Here is a 16,237-nt window from a genome sequence, read left to right as displayed (position 1 = left end):
CTTCCGTGGGTGTCAGGAGTTTTGTGTGTGAGGCTCTGATCCAGAAGGAGTTTCACTGATAATGACTACTGTGTCACCGAAGAAAGGCTATGACCCGAGCAGGGTCAATGAGATCAGCGCGAAGCTGATGGAAAACCCGGAAATCGCCGAACTGATCGGCGAGCTGTCGGAGGTTGTCAATTCTGTTGTGTACGGGGGTTGGGTTTACAGGTATGGGTTCATTCGGTCGGGGTAGGCTGCCGCGAGTTGGGCTAGTGCCTGTTTCCAGTTCGTGGTGACTTGTCCTTCGACGAGTCTGCCGGCGGCTTTGCGCTGGCTGGCGGGTTTGCCGCGTTCCTTGGCTCGTTGGCGTGCGTGTTTGTCCTCGATCGTGCAGATCGCTAGCCACAAGAGTTTCACCACCGCGTCGTCGGTGGGGAACTGAGTGCGGTTCTTCGTGACCTTGCGCAGCTGATAGTTCAATGACTCGATCGCATTCGTCGTATAGATCACCCGCCGCAGCGCTGGCGGGAACGCCAAAAACGGCACGAAACGCTCCCAGGCGTTTGTCCAGGTCGCGACCGCTGACGGGTATTTCTGACCGAGTTCAGAAGCTGCGAAATCCTCCAGGGCAGCCTTGGCAGTATCCTCGTTGCTTGCGGTGTAGATGGCCTTCAAAGCCTGTGAAACCGCCTTGCGATCGCCGTAGGTGACGAACCGGTTCGCTGCCCGGATCAGGTGCACCACGCACGTCTGGACAAGCGAGTCCGGCCAGGTCGCTTCGATAGCCTCTGGCAAGCCGGTCAGCCCGTCACAGCAGACGATGAGCACATCGCGGATCCCGCGGTTGGCAAGCTCGGCACAGACATGGGCCCAAAACGCGGCGCCTTCGGTGTCCTGGACCCAGATGCCCAGGACGTGCTTGATGCCGTCCATATCGACGCCGACAGCGATGTGTGCCGCTTTTGACCGCACATGCCCACCATCGCGGACCTTCACCCGAATCGCATCGAGGTAGATCACGGGGTAGAACTCTTCTAACGGCCGGTTCTGCCATTCCACAACGGCTTCCAGCACGGCGTCGGTGATATTGGCGATCGTCTCGTGAGACAGCTCCGTGCCGATCGTGACAGCCAGGTGATGCTGGATATCGCGGATCGTCATTCCACCGGCATACAAGCTGATGATCATCTCATCCAGCCCGCCCAGCCGGCGCGAGCCCTTAGGCACCAGACGCGGGGTGAACGACCCGTCACGATCCCTAGGTGTAATTCCCCGCGAGGTTGTGAACGCGTTCAGCTGGGGTGAGACCGCCGATGCCGGTGTGGGGTCGGTGATGATTGTAGTAGTGCAACCAGTCGGGGTAGGTTGCGGCGTGGGCTTGATCACTGTAATAGGTTTGGGCATAGGCCCATTCCTGGGCCAGGGTGCGGTTGAAGCGTTCGACTTTGCCATTGGTTTGGGGTCGGTAGGGTTTGGTGAAGCGATGCTTGACGGTGTCCCCAAGGTTGGCCTTGAACAGGCGTGAGCGGTGACAGGCGCCATGATCAGTCATCACGGCCTGCACGGTGATCCCAGCATCGGCGAAGAATGCTTGGGCGCGTTGCCAGAACCCTGCGGCGGTCTCTTTGCGCTCATCGGACAGGATCTCAGAATAGGCCAGCCGCGAGTGATCATCCACGGCGTGGTGTAAGAACGCATAGCCGCGGCCCGTGTTGCCGTACCCGTTGTTTTTGCGGCCTGCGACCCCGAGTTTCCGATGGCCACCGCCGTCAGGGATTCGGCCCAGTTTCTTGATATCCACGTGCACGAGCTGCCCGGGAGCCGATTTTTCATAACGGATGGGGGCTGGTGTGCGCACCGGCAGCCCGGTGGCCTGATCCACGTGCGCTAACCGGGGCATCCGGTATCGGGCCAGCACCCGACCCACCGTGGAGCGGGCGATACCCAGGTGATAACTGATCCGATGCGGGCCCCCCGGCGGGTGAACCGCAACGCAATGATGCGCCGCTCCTTGCGAACAGACAACCGATGGGGTGACCGATGCGGCCGCGACGATCGATCCGTCAGCGGCTCCCCGGCCCGATAGCGAGCGGCCCACTTCGAGGCCGTGGCCGGTGAGACTTGCAAGCGTTCGGCCGCTCGACGAATCGTCCAGCCGTCCTCAACAATCAACACAGCAAGGCGACGACGGCCTTCAGGAGTCAACGGTGCATTAGGGTGGAACATGAAGACCTCCGGTTTTCAGACGCAGGTTGTGCTAACCCCATCTGTACCGGAGGTCTTCTTCCTACCGCGAGTGTTCACAACCTCCCGGGGAACTACACCTAGGCACCGTCAGCTCGATATCGCCGACCTCGCTGGCGACCGTCTTGGAATACGAGCCATTACGGGCATTGACCGGCCGGTCCGTGACGGCTTTAGCCTCCCGGTCACCAGGCCCGTAACCCAGATGCGAGGTCATCTCAGCCTGCAGGCCCCGTTCGAGTGCTTCCTTGATCAGTTCAGGAATCACTCCACCGTTGCCGGTCAGCTCGATCTCACCGGCGTCGATCCGAGCGAAAAGCTCGTCCAAGGCGCCACTGGCCTTCAACTGCGCAACAACATCAGCCCCACCAGGCTGATCAACACGATCATCTGTCATGGTCATCATCATGTCCTCTCATCGATGACTCTGTACACAAACAATCTGACACCCTCGTCTTTGCCACAGTTCTCAACATAAAACGTTGTTCGAAATCCTCGAACTCCTATGGCGGGTCACCAAGCGGAGAAGTTCTCGGTGACCTGCCTTTGACTAACACTGTCTTTCTCCCAACGCGATCGAAGAGATCGCAGAGGAAGAAACACAGCACCACAGGCGCGCTCCATGCTATGCGTGAGCGGGGCGAGATGGTGGACTGTTCAGGAACGTATCATTGAATGATTTTGCCGCATGTCAAAGCCAGGATCCTCTCTTAGGTGAAGGGTAATCCGCTAATGACACAGCGAGAAAAGGTCTTTTCCAAGCGCGACGAAACGAATAAACTATGGTAAGACCAGAGTTTCACAATGTATTTGGAAGGTAGAACGCATCATGTCGTGGCAAAATAATCCTGGCCCGCAGGGTTCCGATCAGCAGGGTCCCCAACCAAATCCAGGTCAGGGCCAACCTTCTGGCTCAGGACAGTGGCAACAGCCTCAACAACCGGGACCATATCAGCAACCGCAACAGCCAGGTTTCCCGCAGGCAGGCCCTGCCGGTCAACGTTTTGGTGCTTCTGGAAGTGCACCCGGTGGTTTTCCGGGTGCAGTGACAAAGATGGAAGAACCTCAGGCATCCAAGATCGCCAAACTATTAGTGTTGGCCTCGGCCGCGGTGATGGTGGTGCATGCCATTTTGCAGATGGTCATCCTGGACGTGCGCGGAATCGTGACTAGCAGTTTTGTTGAAATTGACACCACCGGTACTGGTGTAACAGAGCGAGAGGTCATTGACGGTGCAACGGGTGCCGTTTCCGCATTGGCCTACGGAGTAGCGGCTTTCGTGTTGCTCATCAGCCTCGGTTTGTATGCTCTTGTGTATTTCGGCATGCGCGCCAATAAGAACTGGGCCAGAATCCTCGGTATTATCTTCGCGATTTTGGGAGGTCTGTCCTACCTGGGGACGCTGTTGACAAGCTTTGGCCGCGTCGACACGGCCGGGATGATTATCGACCTGCTTGCAGGTCTGTTAGGTACGGCGATTGCGGTGTACTTCCTCGTGCTCGTGTTCCGCAAAGACGTCGCGGACTGGTACCGTGTCCAGTCTTTGCCAAAGTTCTAATCAATACCAGCTCCTCGGGTTCTTGGAGCTGACGTGTGGGCCATGAAGCGATATTTGGCTTGATGGCCCACCGTTTTAACCTGGAACTTGACGTTTGTTGGCACCTGCCGGCAGAAGCCGTGAGTCAGTAGAATAGTGGTCGCAGAGTTTTTCGCGTGAAAGGCCCTACTGTGAGCGACTTCCTGCCAGACAAGCACCCCTACACGACATGGATGCGACGTTACACCTTGGTGCCTGAACTCGCCGAAGAGTTCATCCAATTTTTGATTCACGAGGTCTTCCCAGCTCGCCGTGAATTTGGTTTCGAGCCATTACATGTATGGGTTGACGCCGATCGATCGCAGGTAACCTGGCTTGTTGGTGCAGCGTTGGATTCTCAAGATTTCGCCAGGCTGGAGGAGAACTGGGAAAACTCGGAGATCCGGGCCGATGTTTTTGACGGCAAACCCGCATACGTTGTAGCCAAAGACCTCCGTGAGGTTCAATCGGTGCCCATTGGCCCAGAGATCTAGTTAGTCCTCCTGTGGCGTCCGTGCCTGGGCGCGTGCCCGTTTTGAAGCCAAGCTCCTCACCAGCTCGGTTGCTGTGGCCATTGCGGCCATCCCTGCCATGACTCGGCGGGGTTTAGACAGACCCAACCGGAAGAGGCCGTAGCTGACCTTCCGATCCAGGCTCAGGAGCGGTCGGCGTGCCACCAAGGTAATCGTCGATGCCAACGCTCCGGCCACCCATGCTGGGACAACGGCCCGGGGCGCTTTTGGGTGATGCCTACGCAGACTGTCGAAGTCTGCGGTGTCGTAATAGTCCTGGGCAAATTCTTTGGCCAGATTGTCGTTGGCCGTTTGGATTGCGTGCGCCGTGGTCAAGCCCACAAGTGCACAGGTGGCGCCCCAGTACACCCATGACTTCAGGAAGGAGAGCTGATGTGGGTTAATAAGCGTGAGAGCAATACTAGTGGCGTTGAGGCCGACAGAGGTGAGATCGTTGTAGTCCGCATAGGAAATTAAGGTCTGTGGGGGTGCTTCAGCGTATGCTTGCTGTGGGCTTTTTGGGGTATGCGTCATCACACATCCGGTTCCGTCTACCAGGCGAACGCGCTGATCAGAGCATGCTAGTTGTACTCTTTTGTAATACTTATAGTTGATTTTACAATTGTCAAATAAAAGTAATGGATCTAAATAGGGTGTATCTTGAATCACGAAGTGTTCAGTGTATCGAACTGATTTAAATTAGGTTGCTCGTGCTGACTGCTTCAAAATGCCCTCGGTCGCAACCATGTGAGTGGCTACCTTACAGAATAACCTTTGAGGAACAATTCAGTGCCACCTAGGGTTCAAGATAAGAGGTTAGATGAAACGTTAAATATGCGAATGCCCATGTGTGGCAGAGTGGGACGACTGATATGTACGTGACGCGTTTGGGTAGAAATCAATTCTGTATGCCGATGCTCACTGTGCAATAAACACTAGCGCTTAACAGTGTTGGTTCAGATCCTGTGGCCTGGAATACAACACTCAGGGGCTCGTTGGTGCATTATTTGGTGTGAGCAATTTCTTCTAAATACTGCTGGAGTAGTTCACGGTCCTGAACGTGAGTTAAGGTTTTAAACGCTATAGGTGCGGTTACCCACTGAATTTGGTCGATTTCGTCGTTGGCGACAAAGGTGCCTTCTTCGGCCACGGACATCACCCAGTAATGGACTTCTTTATTTGGATACTTCTTGGTTCCTAAATCGTGCCGAGGAATGCAAACACATGCCGTTTCTTCATGTACTTCTCTTAGGGCAGTTTGGAGAATATCTTCACCAGGATCTTGTTTTCCCTTAGGAAAAGACCAGTCGGAATATCTAGGCCGGTGTACTAAAAGATAGTGGAGTTCACCATTGATATCTCGTGCAACCAACCCTCCTGCGGCGATAATGGTATGATTCAATCGATCAATCCTTCTCTAAAGATGGCTGAAAAGCATGGTTATGTGAGATCTAATATTCCCTTCACGCCACCATCTTTTTCTTTTACAAATAACGTTACTGAATCTGCGGCCTCGATGATCTTTGTGGTTGCGTATCGTCCTGTCATGATGATGTTTGTTTCGGAAGACCTCACACCAATGGCTTCCGTGACTGCGTTTTCCGAGAGCCAACCGTGGGATACCGCATTTGTGATTTCATCTAGCACTACAAGTTTCTTTCCTGGACGTCCAATCTCTTCTTTGGCTGTTACCAGCGCTGTTTGAGCTAGAGATCGAGGATCTTTTGCACCCCACGTTAACGTTCTTGAAAATGTCAGCCATCGAATGCCTAGTATTTTTGCTCCAGAGGATTCTGCTAAATTCCAGGGGACACCCTTAATAAATTGGATGACGATGGTGTCCTGCCCTTGTCCTACCGACCTAAGGGCGTAACCGAAAGCTGCGGTACTTTTGCCCCATCCTTCGCCGTAAAAAAGCATAACTATGCCTGGCGATTCGGACCTTAGACTAGCATTAATTGTTGGTTGGTTTTCGTTCATGACATATTTCCGAAAAACACTGCGCCACTAGCTTCTATGTTTGCGCTGACTGATTGCCCAACGTCAAAGTTGCTTGTGCTTGTAGCGATAAGATCACGTTGGTCATGCAGGCGTACGCGAATACGGTATTGGCGACCCTCAAAATTGCAACTTACAACTGTACCGGCAATTCCATCTGAGTTTTCAGACAGAGTGACTGCATCAGGATGGATGTATGCAACCGGTTCGTCTGATCGTCCAGCACCGTCCTCGCCTGGACCGCACCATCGCCCTACTATTTCCTTATCGTTTAGAAGTGCGGTGGAGGAGGACATGGGGGATGTAGAGATGTCTAGTCGGTCAAGTTCTAGACGGGTCGTGAAGCCTGTTATATTCGCTACCCAGCCGCTGGCTGGGGCGGTAAATAACTCCTCTGGTTTGGCAAGTTGGACCCTTTCGCCTTCGTGTAGTACAAGGATTTTGTCCGCGAGGCTGAGTGCTTCCGTAATGTCGTGTGTAACGTAGAGTACCGTCGTGTCGATTACTGAGAAGAGTTGCTTTAGTTCCTCTCGCATTTCGTCTCGTAAGGAGGCATCGAGATTCGATAAAGGTTCGTCGAATAATAATAAACTCGGCCGTGTTGCAAGTGCGCGAGCTATAGAAACACGTTGTTGTTGGCCTCCAGATAACTCCCCTGGTTTTCTGTTCTCTAATCCTGAGAGTTGTAGCATTTCCATAAGCTCTGCAACTCTTCGAGTACGGAGTTGAGAGTCTGTTTTGTTTCGACCGTATTTTAGTCCATATCCGATAGTTTGCCTGACGTTCAAGTGTGGCCACAAAGCGTAGTCTTGGAACACCATGCCAAGCCCTCGCCGTTCGGTTGGTACTTGGCGGGCAGGCGAAGATATCGTCTCGCCAGCCATTGATATGGTTCCCGCCACCGGTCGCAAAGATCCCGCGACAATTTTCAATAAAGTGGACTTTCCACATCCTGATGGACCGAGAACTGCGAGCGTTGTGCCTTTTCCGACTTTCAGGGAAATGTTATGCAGTGCCCAGTCGTCGGTGCCATATTTAGCGCCTATACCATCAAGACGGAGACCTTCAGTAGGGTAATCACTGCTAGACGTCATCGCTGACCCCTTCCATGTTCTATTTCTGACGCATGAGTCTCTTGCCGACTATTTGGGAAAAGGCGACCAATATGATCATTAGGACCATACTGATCATCGCCCCTGCTGTTGCGTATCCGTAGTCACCTTTTTCGTACTCGGCGAGAATCTCAACCGGGAGTGTGTCGAAGGAGGGCGGCGCAAGCATCGTTGCGCCTGCGAGGTCAAAAACGCTTGCAGCAAGAACTGCCGCAAATGCTGAAATCACAGCAGGACCTACCAGAGGTAGCAGGATTGACCTAATTCTCCGAAAGAAACCCACACCTGTAACACTTGCAGCGGTCACTAAATTTTCTGATACTTGACCAAGCGCACCCATCTGCAATCTGACTGCTATAGGTAGTGCTGCCGGAGGGTGTCAGATTGTTTGTGTACAGAGTTATCGATGAGAGGACATGATGATGACCATGACAGATGATCGTGTTGATCAGCCTGGTGGGGCTGATGTTGTTGCGCAGTTGAAGGCCAGTGGCGCCTTGGACGAGCTTTTCGCTCGGATCGACGCCGGTGAGATCGAGCTGACCGGCAACGGTGGAGTGATTCCTGAACTGATCAAGGAAGCACTCGAACGGGGCCTGCAGGCTGAGATGACCTCGCATCTGGGTTACGGGCCTGGTGACCGGGAGGCTAAAGCCGTCACGGACCGGCCGGTCAATGCCCGTAATGGCTCGTATTCCAAGACGGTCGCCAGCGAGGTCGGCGATATCGAGCTGACGGTGCCTAGGGATCGTGACGGGTCGTTCACCCCGCGTCTGGTGCCTAAGGGCTCGCGCCGGCTGGGCGGGCTGGATGAGATGATCATCAGCTTGTATGCCGGTGGAATGACGATCCGCGATATCCAGCATCACCTGGCTGTCACGATCGGCACGGAGCTGTCTCACGAGACGATCGCCAATATCACCGACGCCGTGCTGGAAGCCGTTGTGGAATGGCAGAACCGGCCGTTAGAAGAGTTCTACCCCGTGATCTACCTCGATGCGATTCGGGTGAAGGTCCGCGATGGTGGGCATGTGCGGTCAAAAGCGGCACACATCGCTGTCGGCGTCGATATGGACGGCATCAAGCACGTCCTGGGCATCTGGGTCCAGGACACCGAAGGCGCCGCGTTTTGGGCCCATGTCTGTGCCGAGCTTGCCAACCGCGGGATCCGCGATGTGCTCATCGTCTGCTGTGACGGGCTGACCGGCTTGCCAGAGGCTATCGAAGCGACCTGGCCGGACTCGCTTGTCCAGACGTGCGTGGTGCACCTGATCCGGGCAGCGAACCGGTTCGTCACCTACGGCGATCGCAAGGCGGTTTCACAGGCTTTGAAGGCCATCTACACCGCAAGCAACGAGGATACTGCCAAGGCTGCCCTGGAGGATTTCGCAGCTTCTGAACTCGGTCAGAAATACCCGTCAGCGGTCGCGACCTGGACAAACGCCTGGGAGCGTTTCGTGCCGTTTTTGGCGTTCCCGCCAGCGCTGCGGCGGGTGATCTATACGACGAATGCGATCGAGTCATTGAACTATCAGCTGCGCAAGGTCACGAAGAACCGCACTCAGTTCCCCACCGACGACGCGGTGGTGAAACTCTTGTGGCTAGCGATCTGCACGATCGAGGACAAACACGCACGCCAACGAGCCAAGGAACGCGGCAAACCCGCCAGCCAGCGCAAAGCCGCCGGCAGACTCGTCGAAGGACAAGTCACCACGAACTGGAAACAGGCACTAGCCCAACTCGCGGCAGCCTACCCCGACCGAATGAACCCATACCTGTAAACCCAACCCCCGTACACAACAGAATTGACAACCTCTGCTGCCGCGACCCCAGAGAAAACGAGGAGCACCGGAGTTCCGTATAAATCTAAATTAATTGTATTTAGAGCTGGCTGATTCCAGACGAAAATATACCCCACGGCCAACACGATGCCGGGGACTGCTAAGCTTACCGTTCCGGCCAGATCTAACAACTTGTTGCCCGCAAAATTCGTGAAGGTCATCGAAATCGCCATCATGAGGCCGAGAAGAGTAGTTAAGAGGGCAACCACGACAGCGATAATTACTGAATTTCGAATCCCGTTCATCAAATTGGACCCCATTTCTAATGCCTGCTCGTAGTGGGCAAGCGTTAGATTGCTTATTGTGAATCCGTCTGCCAGTCGCTCGGACAGCGATACCTGAAGGGATGAACCGATTGGTATCCCAAGCGTTACAATAAAAGCAACTATCGAAATTAGGCTATATAGTCCTGAGATCCTGCTTTGTCTCTTTGTATTTTGAACCGAGCTCCCGGAGAGAAAACTGAAGGAGGAGCTCCTCAAGATTCTTAAGTATATGAATATCGCAATGGCAACGATTATTACTAAATAGAGGGATAAAACGCCTCCAAGTGCAAAGTTTACTGGACTTTGGCGCACGGACGCGTATATCGAATAGGGGAGAGTCGGAAAATTGTATTGAGACGATATGGCAGCAGGAAGACCAAAATCACCCAGCGTCTCTACGAAGACAAGCAACGCTCCGGATATCACTGCGGGGGCTAACAAGGGGAGGCGAAGGGTCCAGAAAACGGTCCAGGGGGATACCCCGAGCGAAGCGGCAGCTTCCCAGAGAGATGAGGTGTTCCAGTTTAGCGCAGCTGAAGTCGCCAGGTAAGACAACGGGAAACTGGTGAGTGCCATGACCGCAATTATCCCACCCGTGCTAAAAACTAATTGCGATACGTCGATTCCAAAAGTGTTTAGGGCAACTCCGCTTGGAGAAGCAAACATCACCCAGCCCTGGGCAATAATAAAGGATGGGCTGACAAGCAGAATCCAGACACATGCATCTATCAAGCTGGCAAATCGGAATTCCTTCGTGTGTCGTATGTAGGCGAGGGACATACCGATTAGGGTGCCTATGACCATGGAACCTGTGGCAAGCGTCAAGGAATTGAATAAACTCGCTTGCCAAAGCGGTCGTTCAAATATTTCTAGCAGAAGTTGTGGCTCGATCTGCCAGTCCCTTGTTAATCCCAATCCCGGGGCAAAGCCTTGTGCTATTACGAATAAGAGTGGTAGGCCGATCAAGACAAAGCAAATCGAGACCAGGATCCAACCAGCAGTCCGCGAACTATCGAGTGTTTTCAAAGTTGAACGTTCTGACCTTTGTGGTAGGAGGGATCTATCTCTTACTGAAGCTGCATATTGGCGAACCAGTCTTTTATCTCGGCTTCGTTTTCAGCGGCGAATTCAGCATCGGTGCTTTGGATATTTGGGTCTTCGGGTCGCGCGTCGGGCAGGCTGGATTGGTCTACGCCCTTCACATACGGCGTGATGATTCCATCGTCTTCACCCTCTTCCATCAAGTAGGTCATGTTGTCTGAATCCAGCATCCAATCGATGAGTGCGGCAGCCGCGCACGGTCGTGGAGTGTTAGCGCTAATCGCGGCTGCCCGGACTACTCCGGGTGATCCTTCGTCAGACCACACGATTTCGATCGGTTCCCCAGACTCCATAAATTCGTATGCGTGTTGCTCTTGGAGGATGGCGGTTTTCACCCCGCCCGTTGCCAATGCGGTCGCCACTGGGCCATTCTTGTCGTACAGGTTTAGCCCATTCTGATTTATCGTACTGAAATATTCCTCGGCTTCTTCTGTTCCGAGCTCTTGAAAAATCCAAGAAACGATGGGGTATGCCGGTGCTGCGACTGCCGGATCAGCGATGCCAACTGGCGCGTATTCAGGTTTAGTCAAGTCTTCCCAAGTTTCAGGGGCGTCACTTTCTTCAAACTCTTCAGTATTGTAAGCGATCACCCCAGCGGCGTGCTCGGAAATCGGGATCCACGCTCCATCTTCTGGAAGTAAATCTTGTGCCTCCTCTTCAAGATTATTCAGATTTCCTACAGGTGGGTTTTCGAGGAAATAACCTTGCTGACGCAACGATTCCAAACTGCCGTGGCCGTCAAGGAGCACTACATCCCATTGAGGATTGTTGGCCTCTGCTGAGATACGCGCGAGTACCTCTCCGCCGCCTAAATCGGCAATATCCGTTTCGATGCCTGTATCCGCTGTGAATTCATCCGTCAGGGTTGGTCCCCAAGGGTTCATATACACCCTAAGACTGCCTTCTTCAGTGGAACATTCTTCGGCATCTAGGGCTGGAGCTGAAGCAGCTTCTTGCTCAGCATCATTTGAGGCAGGCCCACATCCCGCGAGTGACAGCGTTACGGTGATGGCCAAGCCGCCCACAAAAACCTTCCCTGCGTTGTTCATTAAGACCACAAGCCTTCCTGTCCAATTGATGTCCCTATTATTCATTAGCTTGTCTCGGATGGCGAAGCGTCACATCAAAAAGTGCTTACTAAGCCTCGTACGTGTCCATGCTAAGTGGAGGTGTTGCACTGAGTATTTATTGTGTAACAACACGGTGAACAATCGAGGTAAATTGCCGTCAAATTTTCCGAGTGATATTTACGTGTATTCCATCAAGAGTTTTCTATTAGATACTCTAAATTTACTGGAGGGACACTTTTCGGTAGATATGGCAGAAGCAGGCGAGGTGTGTGGGCAGATGAGCCTGAAGGAAGAGAATTTAGTGGCTCTTCACAATCGAGGGTGTAGACGGGGCTTGAATCCTCCGCTCTCGAGCAAGGACCTGGCGATGTAGTTGGTGAGATTCCGGAAGCCCAGGGCGGATCCGCGCAGGTGTTCGAGTCGTCCGTTGATGGCCTCGGTGGGTCCGTTGGAGGTTCCGGGGCGGTCGAAGTAGGCCAGGATGTCTGCCGCCCTTTTCTTCAGCGTCCTACCCAGACCGGCCAGCTCGATGAGCTTGGTCGGCACTGCCCGGCCCAGCTTGGCGATCAGCTGCTCCATCATCGCCCTGCCCTCGGCCCTGTCTGTCTGGCGGTAGGCGGCGACCATGTGCTGGTAGAACGCCCACGTGGCCTCGACCTCCACATGCTCGTCAGCCTCGAAGAGGTCCTGGATCCTGGAATACTGCTTCTCGGTGAGCAGGTCGGCCCCGGTCAGCAGGGTCCGGCGGGCCTTGTAGAGCGGATCCTGTTTGCGGCCCCGGTGGCCGTTCACCTGTTGCTGGACTCGCCGGCGGCATCGCTCGAGCGCGTCTCCGGCCAGGCGGACCACATGGAAGGGGTCCATGACCGTGGTGGCTTCGGGGATCTCCTCAGTGGCTGCGGTCTTGAAGCCGGTGAACCCGTCCATCGCCACCACCTCCACGCCATCCCGCCAGGAAGCCGGACGCTCGGCCAGCCAGGTCTTGAAGGCCTGTTTGGAGCGGCCCTCGACCATGTCCAGCAACCTCGCCGGACCGGTGCCGACGCGCAGTGGTGTGAGGTCGATGATCACGGTGACGTACTTGTCGCCACGCCGGGTATGGCGCCAGACGTGTTCATCCACGCCGATCGCGGTGACCCCGTCAAACCGGGCCGGGTCGTCGATGAGCAGACGCTTGCCCTCGGCCAGCACGGCGTCGTTGGCGGTGTTCCACCGCACCCCCAACGCCTCGGCGACCCGGGCGATGGTCAGGTGCTGCACGACCAGAGCTTCCAGGGCCCAGCGCAGGGCACGGCGGGAGAGCTTGGCCTTCGGCTCTGCCGCGGCGGTGGTGTCCTGGCGCCAGACGTGGGCGCAGTCGGCGCACCGGTAGCGCCGAACCGTGACGTGCAGAGTCGTGGGCCTCCAGCCCAGCGGCTCGTGCGCCAGCCGGCGGATCACCGTGCCCCGCGCGGTGCCCTGAGAACCACAGCGGTGACACCACTCATCTGGCTCCACCACCCGACAGGCCAGTACCGCCCGCCCGGGCTCCACCCGTTGCCCGGTAGCTTGAAGGCCGAGCTCGTCCAGCCGGCAAAACTTGGTCAGGTCACAGTCGTCGAAGGTAGCGTTAGGCACGTCGAGGTCTTTCAGATGGCTTGTGTAGGAACTTCCATCATCGGAAGGCCTCGACCTCTATCCAGCTATCGACGCGCCACTTCCCCGAGACCCCCGTCTACACCCTCGATTGTGAAGAGCCAATTTAGTACGCACTTGTCTGGTGTAAACGACGCTGTCTCCCCTGCGGTGAATGCGGGCGACCAGTAGATTTATGTAGCTGTCGGAACTAGGTTCGATTAGGTTGTCACCTATGTAAGTTGCGGGATAAAAAGTCTTGGCCCGGGGCGAGTGCGCGACGTGCGTACTCACCCCGGGCCAAGGGCCAAGTTTACTGGAGTGTTAGAAGCTACGGGCCAAGATAGCCTGCTTGACTTCAGCGATAGCCTTGGTCACCTGAATACCGCGGGGGCATGCCTCGGTGCAGTTGAAGGTGGTGCGGCACCGCCATACGCCCTCTTTATCGTTGAGGATTTCCAGGCGCATGTCGCCGGCATCGTCACGGGAGTCGAAGATGAAGCGGTGAGCGTTCACGATCGCCGCCGGACCGAAGTACTGGCCATCGGTCCAGAAAATTGGGCACGAGGAGGTGCATGCTGCGCACAGAATGCACTTGGTGGTGTCATCGAACCGTTCGCGCTCAGCAGCGGACTGGATCCGCTCCCGAGTCGGCTCCTGATTGTCGTTGGACACCAGGAACGGCATGATTTCGCGGTAGGACTGGAAGAAGGGCTCCATGTCCACGATCAGGTCTTTCTCGCACGGCAGACCCTTGATCGGCTCGACGGTGATCGGCTTGGTGTGGTCAAGATCCTTCAGCAGGGTTTTGCAGGCCAAGCGGTTGCGTCCGTTGATGCGCATCGCATCGGAACCGCACACACCGTGAGCGCAGGAACGACGGAAGGACAGAGTACCGTCGTGTTCCCACTTGATCTTGTGCAGGGCATCCAGCACACGGTCAGTGGGGTACATTTCCAGTTGCCAGGTATCCCAGTAGGCATCTTCCTGGAACTCGGGGAGGTAACGACGTACCTGAACGGTGACGGTCAGGGTTTCCAGTTCTCCGGCGCCACCCTGATCGCCGAGGTCAATCTGTGATGCCGGCTCGGCCGGTTCAGCATATGTTGCAGTCATCAGTACTTACGCTCCATCGGTTCGTATCGGGTTTGGACGACGGGTTTGGTCTCGAAGCGGATACCTCTAATGCCTTCGGTTTCCGATTCGGAGTCGCGGTAGAGCATGGTGTGCTTCATCCACTTTTCGTCATCACGATCGGGGAAGTCCTCGCGGTAGTGACCACCGCGGGACTCTTGACGGTGCAAAGCGGCAACGGTCATTGCCTCAGCGATATCGAGCAAGTAGCCCAGCTCCAGCCCTTCGAGCAGGTCAAGGTTGAAACGACGACCCTTATCCTGGACCGAAACGTTTTCGTACCGCTGACGCAGGTCGCCGATCTCGTCCAGGGCGCGACGGATCGATTCTTCGGTGCGGAACACCTGCACATCGGCGTCCATGACTTCCTGCAGGCGGGCACGCAGGTCAGCGACCTTCTCGTTGCCGGTCGCCGAGCGCAATTTCTCGATCTCGTCGACCACGAAGGATTCGCCGTTCTCAGGAAGTTCTACCCACTCAGCATCTTCGGCATAGCGAGCAGCGTCAATGCCAGCGCGACGACCGAAGACGTTGATGTCGAGCAAAGAGTTGGTGCCCAGACGGTTCGAGCCGTGCACGGAGACGCAGGCAACCTCTCCGGCAGCGTAGAGGCCGGGAACAACGGTGTCGTTGTCCTGCAGTACTTGGGCATCAATGGTGGTTGGAATACCGCCCATGAAGTAGTGACAGGTCGGGAACACCGGAACCGGTTCGTAATAGGGCTCCACGCCCAGGTACGTGCGGGCGAACTCGGTAATGTCAGGAAGCTTGGCGTCAATGTGGGCCGGCTCGAGGTGGGTAAGGTCCAATAGGACGTAGTCCTTATTCGGGCCACAACCGCGCCCCTCACGCACCTCGTTGGCCATGGAACGAGCCACAATGTCACGTGGTGCGAGGTCTTTAATGGTCGGTGCGTAGCGCTCCATGAAACGCTCGCCCTCAGAGTTACGAAGAATACCGCCCTCACCGCGGGCGGCTTCAGAGAGCAAAATACCCAAGCCAGCCAGACCGGTGGGGTGGAACTGCACGAATTCCATGTCTTCCAGTGGCAGGCCGTGGCGGTAGGCGATTGCCATACCATCACCCGTCAGGGTGTGGGCGTTGGAGGTGGTCTTGAAAACCTTGCCGGCACCACCGGTAGCGAAGACAACAGACTTGGCCTGGAAAATGTGGATCTCTCCGGAGGCCAGATCATAGGAAACAACGCCAGCCACGCGCTTCTGTGTGTAAGGCGTGCCGTCTTCGCGGGTGGCTTCTTCATCAACCAGCAACAGGTCCAGCACATAGTATTCGTTGAAGAATTCCACGTTGTGCTTCACACAGTTCTGATACAGCGTCTGCAGAATCATGTGACCGGTACGGTCTGCAGCGTAGCAAGACCGTCGCACCGGGGACTTTCCGTGTTCGCGAGTGTGACCGCCGAAGCGTCGCTGGTCGATTTTGCCTTCCGGGGTGCGGTTGAAGGGCAACCCCATCTTCTCAAGGTCGAGCACCGCATCGATCGCTTCTTTAGCCATGATCTCCGCGGCGTCCTGGTCCACGAGGTAGTCGCCACCCTTAATGGTGTCGAAGGTGTGCCACTCCCAGTTATCTTCTTCAACGTTGGCTAGCGCCGCACACATACCACCCTGGGCAGCACCGGTGTGAGACCGGGTGGGGTAAAGCTTGGTCAGTACGGCGGTGCGGGTGCGTTGGCCGGCTTCAATAGCTGCACGCATCCCCGCGCCACCGGCACCAACGATGACAACATCGTATTTATGTACCTGAACCTGCATCTGGTGGAATCT

Annotated in this window: 14 protein-coding genes and 3 pseudogenes; 3 read left to right on the top strand and 14 right to left on the bottom strand. The window is 55.5% G+C overall.

Features of this window, described 5'->3' with window-relative positions; all coding sequences use genetic code 11:
• Positions 1-204: 204 nt before the first annotated feature.
• The 4 genes and pseudogenes from QDX22_RS06060 to QDX22_RS06045 all read right to left on the bottom strand — a co-directional run.
• Positions 205-1,245: pseudogene (locus tag QDX22_RS06060) on the bottom strand (IS256 family transposase); the annotation flags it as partial.
• Positions 1,241-2,208 (bottom strand): annotated as a pseudogene (locus QDX22_RS06055) (IS481 family transposase). The pseudogenes QDX22_RS06060 and QDX22_RS06055, both read right to left, overlap by 5 nt.
• A gap of 97 nt (positions 2,209-2,305) precedes the next feature.
• Positions 2,306-2,623, bottom strand: a pseudogene (locus tag QDX22_RS06050) (transposase); the annotation flags it as partial.
• A 430-nt stretch (positions 2,624-3,053) separates the two neighbouring features.
• Positions 3,054-3,278 (bottom strand): hypothetical protein, encoded by a 225-nt coding sequence (locus tag QDX22_RS06045; protein WP_110111064.1) that lies wholly within the window; start codon positions 3,276-3,278, stop codon positions 3,054-3,056.
• A 2-nt stretch (positions 3,279-3,280) separates the two neighbouring features.
• Between QDX22_RS06045 and QDX22_RS06040 the strand changes: the two genes are divergently transcribed.
• Positions 3,281-3,784 (top strand): hypothetical protein, encoded by a 504-nt coding sequence (locus QDX22_RS06040; protein WP_146206316.1) that lies wholly within the window; start codon positions 3,281-3,283, stop codon positions 3,782-3,784.
• Between the two features lie 170 nt (positions 3,785-3,954).
• On the top strand, positions 3,955-4,296 hold the full coding sequence (locus tag QDX22_RS06035) for a hypothetical protein (protein WP_110101163.1): 342 nt from the start codon (positions 3,955-3,957) through the stop codon (positions 4,294-4,296).
• Here QDX22_RS06035 and QDX22_RS06030 read toward each other — a convergent pair whose 3' ends face one another.
• The 5 genes from QDX22_RS06030 to QDX22_RS06010 all read right to left on the bottom strand — a co-directional run bounded on the left by QDX22_RS06030 (position 4,297) and on the right by QDX22_RS06010 (position 7,782).
• On the bottom strand, positions 4,297-4,848 hold the full coding sequence (locus tag QDX22_RS06030) for a hypothetical protein (RefSeq protein ID WP_110099653.1): 552 nt from the start codon (positions 4,846-4,848) through the stop codon (positions 4,297-4,299). It lies immediately after the preceding gene.
• Between the two features lie 469 nt (positions 4,849-5,317).
• Positions 5,318-5,716 (bottom strand): NUDIX hydrolase, encoded by a 399-nt coding sequence (locus QDX22_RS06025; RefSeq protein WP_158524647.1) that lies wholly within the window; start codon positions 5,714-5,716, stop codon positions 5,318-5,320.
• Between the two features lie 38 nt (positions 5,717-5,754).
• A complete protein-coding gene (locus QDX22_RS06020; RefSeq protein WP_110099651.1) occupies positions 5,755-6,294 on the bottom strand; it encodes a cob(I)yrinic acid a,c-diamide adenosyltransferase in 540 nt (179 codons plus the stop codon).
• Positions 6,291-7,406 carry an ABC transporter ATP-binding protein gene (locus tag QDX22_RS06015; protein WP_279717629.1) on the bottom strand — a complete coding sequence of 372 codons (1,116 nt, stop codon included), beginning with the start codon at positions 7,404-7,406 and terminating at the stop codon, positions 6,291-6,293. The genes QDX22_RS06020 and QDX22_RS06015 overlap by 4 nt, the downstream gene beginning before the upstream one ends.
• Positions 7,407-7,425: 19 nt before the next feature.
• Positions 7,426-7,782 carry an ABC transporter permease subunit gene (locus QDX22_RS06010; RefSeq protein ID WP_279718183.1) on the bottom strand — a complete coding sequence of 119 codons (357 nt, stop codon included), beginning with the start codon at positions 7,780-7,782 and terminating at the stop codon, positions 7,426-7,428.
• Positions 7,783-7,846: 64 nt separating this feature from the next.
• Here QDX22_RS06010 and QDX22_RS06005 point away from each other — a divergent pair, with 64 nt between their 5' ends.
• A complete protein-coding gene (locus QDX22_RS06005; RefSeq protein WP_425248464.1) occupies positions 7,847-9,205 on the top strand; it encodes an IS256 family transposase in 1,359 nt (452 codons plus the stop codon).
• Here the strand turns inward: QDX22_RS06005 and QDX22_RS06000 are convergent.
• The 5 genes from QDX22_RS06000 to sdhA all read right to left on the bottom strand — a co-directional run bounded on the left by QDX22_RS06000 (position 9,175) and on the right by sdhA (position 16,225).
• Positions 9,175-10,335, bottom strand: coding sequence for an ABC transporter permease (locus tag QDX22_RS06000; protein ID WP_279717627.1), 1,161 nt, complete (start codon positions 10,333-10,335; stop codon positions 9,175-9,177). The genes QDX22_RS06005 and QDX22_RS06000 overlap by 31 nt on opposite strands.
• Positions 10,336-10,598: 263 nt before the next feature.
• On the bottom strand, positions 10,599-11,681 hold the full coding sequence (locus QDX22_RS05995; protein WP_166769883.1) for an ABC transporter substrate-binding protein: 1,083 nt from the start codon (positions 11,679-11,681) through the stop codon (positions 10,599-10,601).
• 330 nt (positions 11,682-12,011) lie between these two features.
• Entirely contained in the window at positions 12,012-13,319 is a 1,308-nt protein-coding gene (locus QDX22_RS05990) for an ISL3 family transposase (RefSeq protein ID WP_117328628.1), read from the bottom strand.
• Positions 13,320-13,640: 321 nt separating this feature from the next.
• A complete protein-coding gene (locus QDX22_RS05985; protein WP_110099647.1) occupies positions 13,641-14,432 on the bottom strand; it encodes a succinate dehydrogenase iron-sulfur subunit in 792 nt (263 codons plus the stop codon).
• The gene (sdhA, locus tag QDX22_RS05980; RefSeq protein ID WP_110099646.1) at positions 14,432-16,225 is read right to left on the bottom strand and encodes a succinate dehydrogenase flavoprotein subunit; all 1,794 of its coding nucleotides are present in this window, start codon (positions 16,223-16,225) and stop codon (positions 14,432-14,434) included. The genes QDX22_RS05985 and sdhA overlap by 1 nt, the downstream gene beginning before the upstream one ends.
• Positions 16,226-16,237: the final 12 nt, after the last annotated feature.

Origin of the sequence: Auritidibacter ignavus, assembly GCF_029853775.1 — a bacterium.
GTDB classification, from domain to species: Bacteria; Actinomycetota; Actinomycetes; order Actinomycetales; family Micrococcaceae; genus Auritidibacter; species Auritidibacter ignavus.
Note: the sequence above shows the minus strand (reverse complement) of the source record. Positions and strands in the feature narration are given on the sequence as shown.

Coding starts and splice junctions, on each gene's coding strand:
- QDX22_RS06040 (WP_146206316.1), top strand. CDS start 3,281: ATGGAAGAACCTCAGGCATCCAAGATCGCCAAACTATTAGTGTTGGCC.
- QDX22_RS06030 (WP_110099653.1), bottom strand. CDS start 4,848: ATGACGCATACCCCAAAAAGCCCACAGCAAGCATACGCTGAAGCACCC.
- QDX22_RS06020 (WP_110099651.1), bottom strand. CDS start 6,294: ATGAACGAAAACCAACCAACAATTAATGCTAGTCTAAGGTCCGAATCG.
- QDX22_RS06015 (WP_279717629.1), bottom strand. CDS start 7,406: ATGACGTCTAGCAGTGATTACCCTACTGAAGGTCTCCGTCTTGATGGT.
- QDX22_RS06005 (WP_425248464.1), top strand. CDS start 7,847: ATGACCATGACAGATGATCGTGTTGATCAGCCTGGTGGGGCTGATGTT.
- QDX22_RS06000 (WP_279717627.1), bottom strand. CDS start 10,335: ATGGTCATAGGCACCCTAATCGGTATGTCCCTCGCCTACATACGACAC.
- QDX22_RS05995 (WP_166769883.1), bottom strand. CDS start 11,681: ATGAACAACGCAGGGAAGGTTTTTGTGGGCGGCTTGGCCATCACCGTA.
- QDX22_RS05985 (WP_110099647.1), bottom strand. CDS start 14,432: ATGACTGCAACATATGCTGAACCGGCCGAGCCGGCATCACAGATTGAC.
- sdhA (WP_110099646.1), bottom strand. CDS start 16,225: ATGCAGGTTCAGGTACATAAATACGATGTTGTCATCGTTGGTGCCGGT.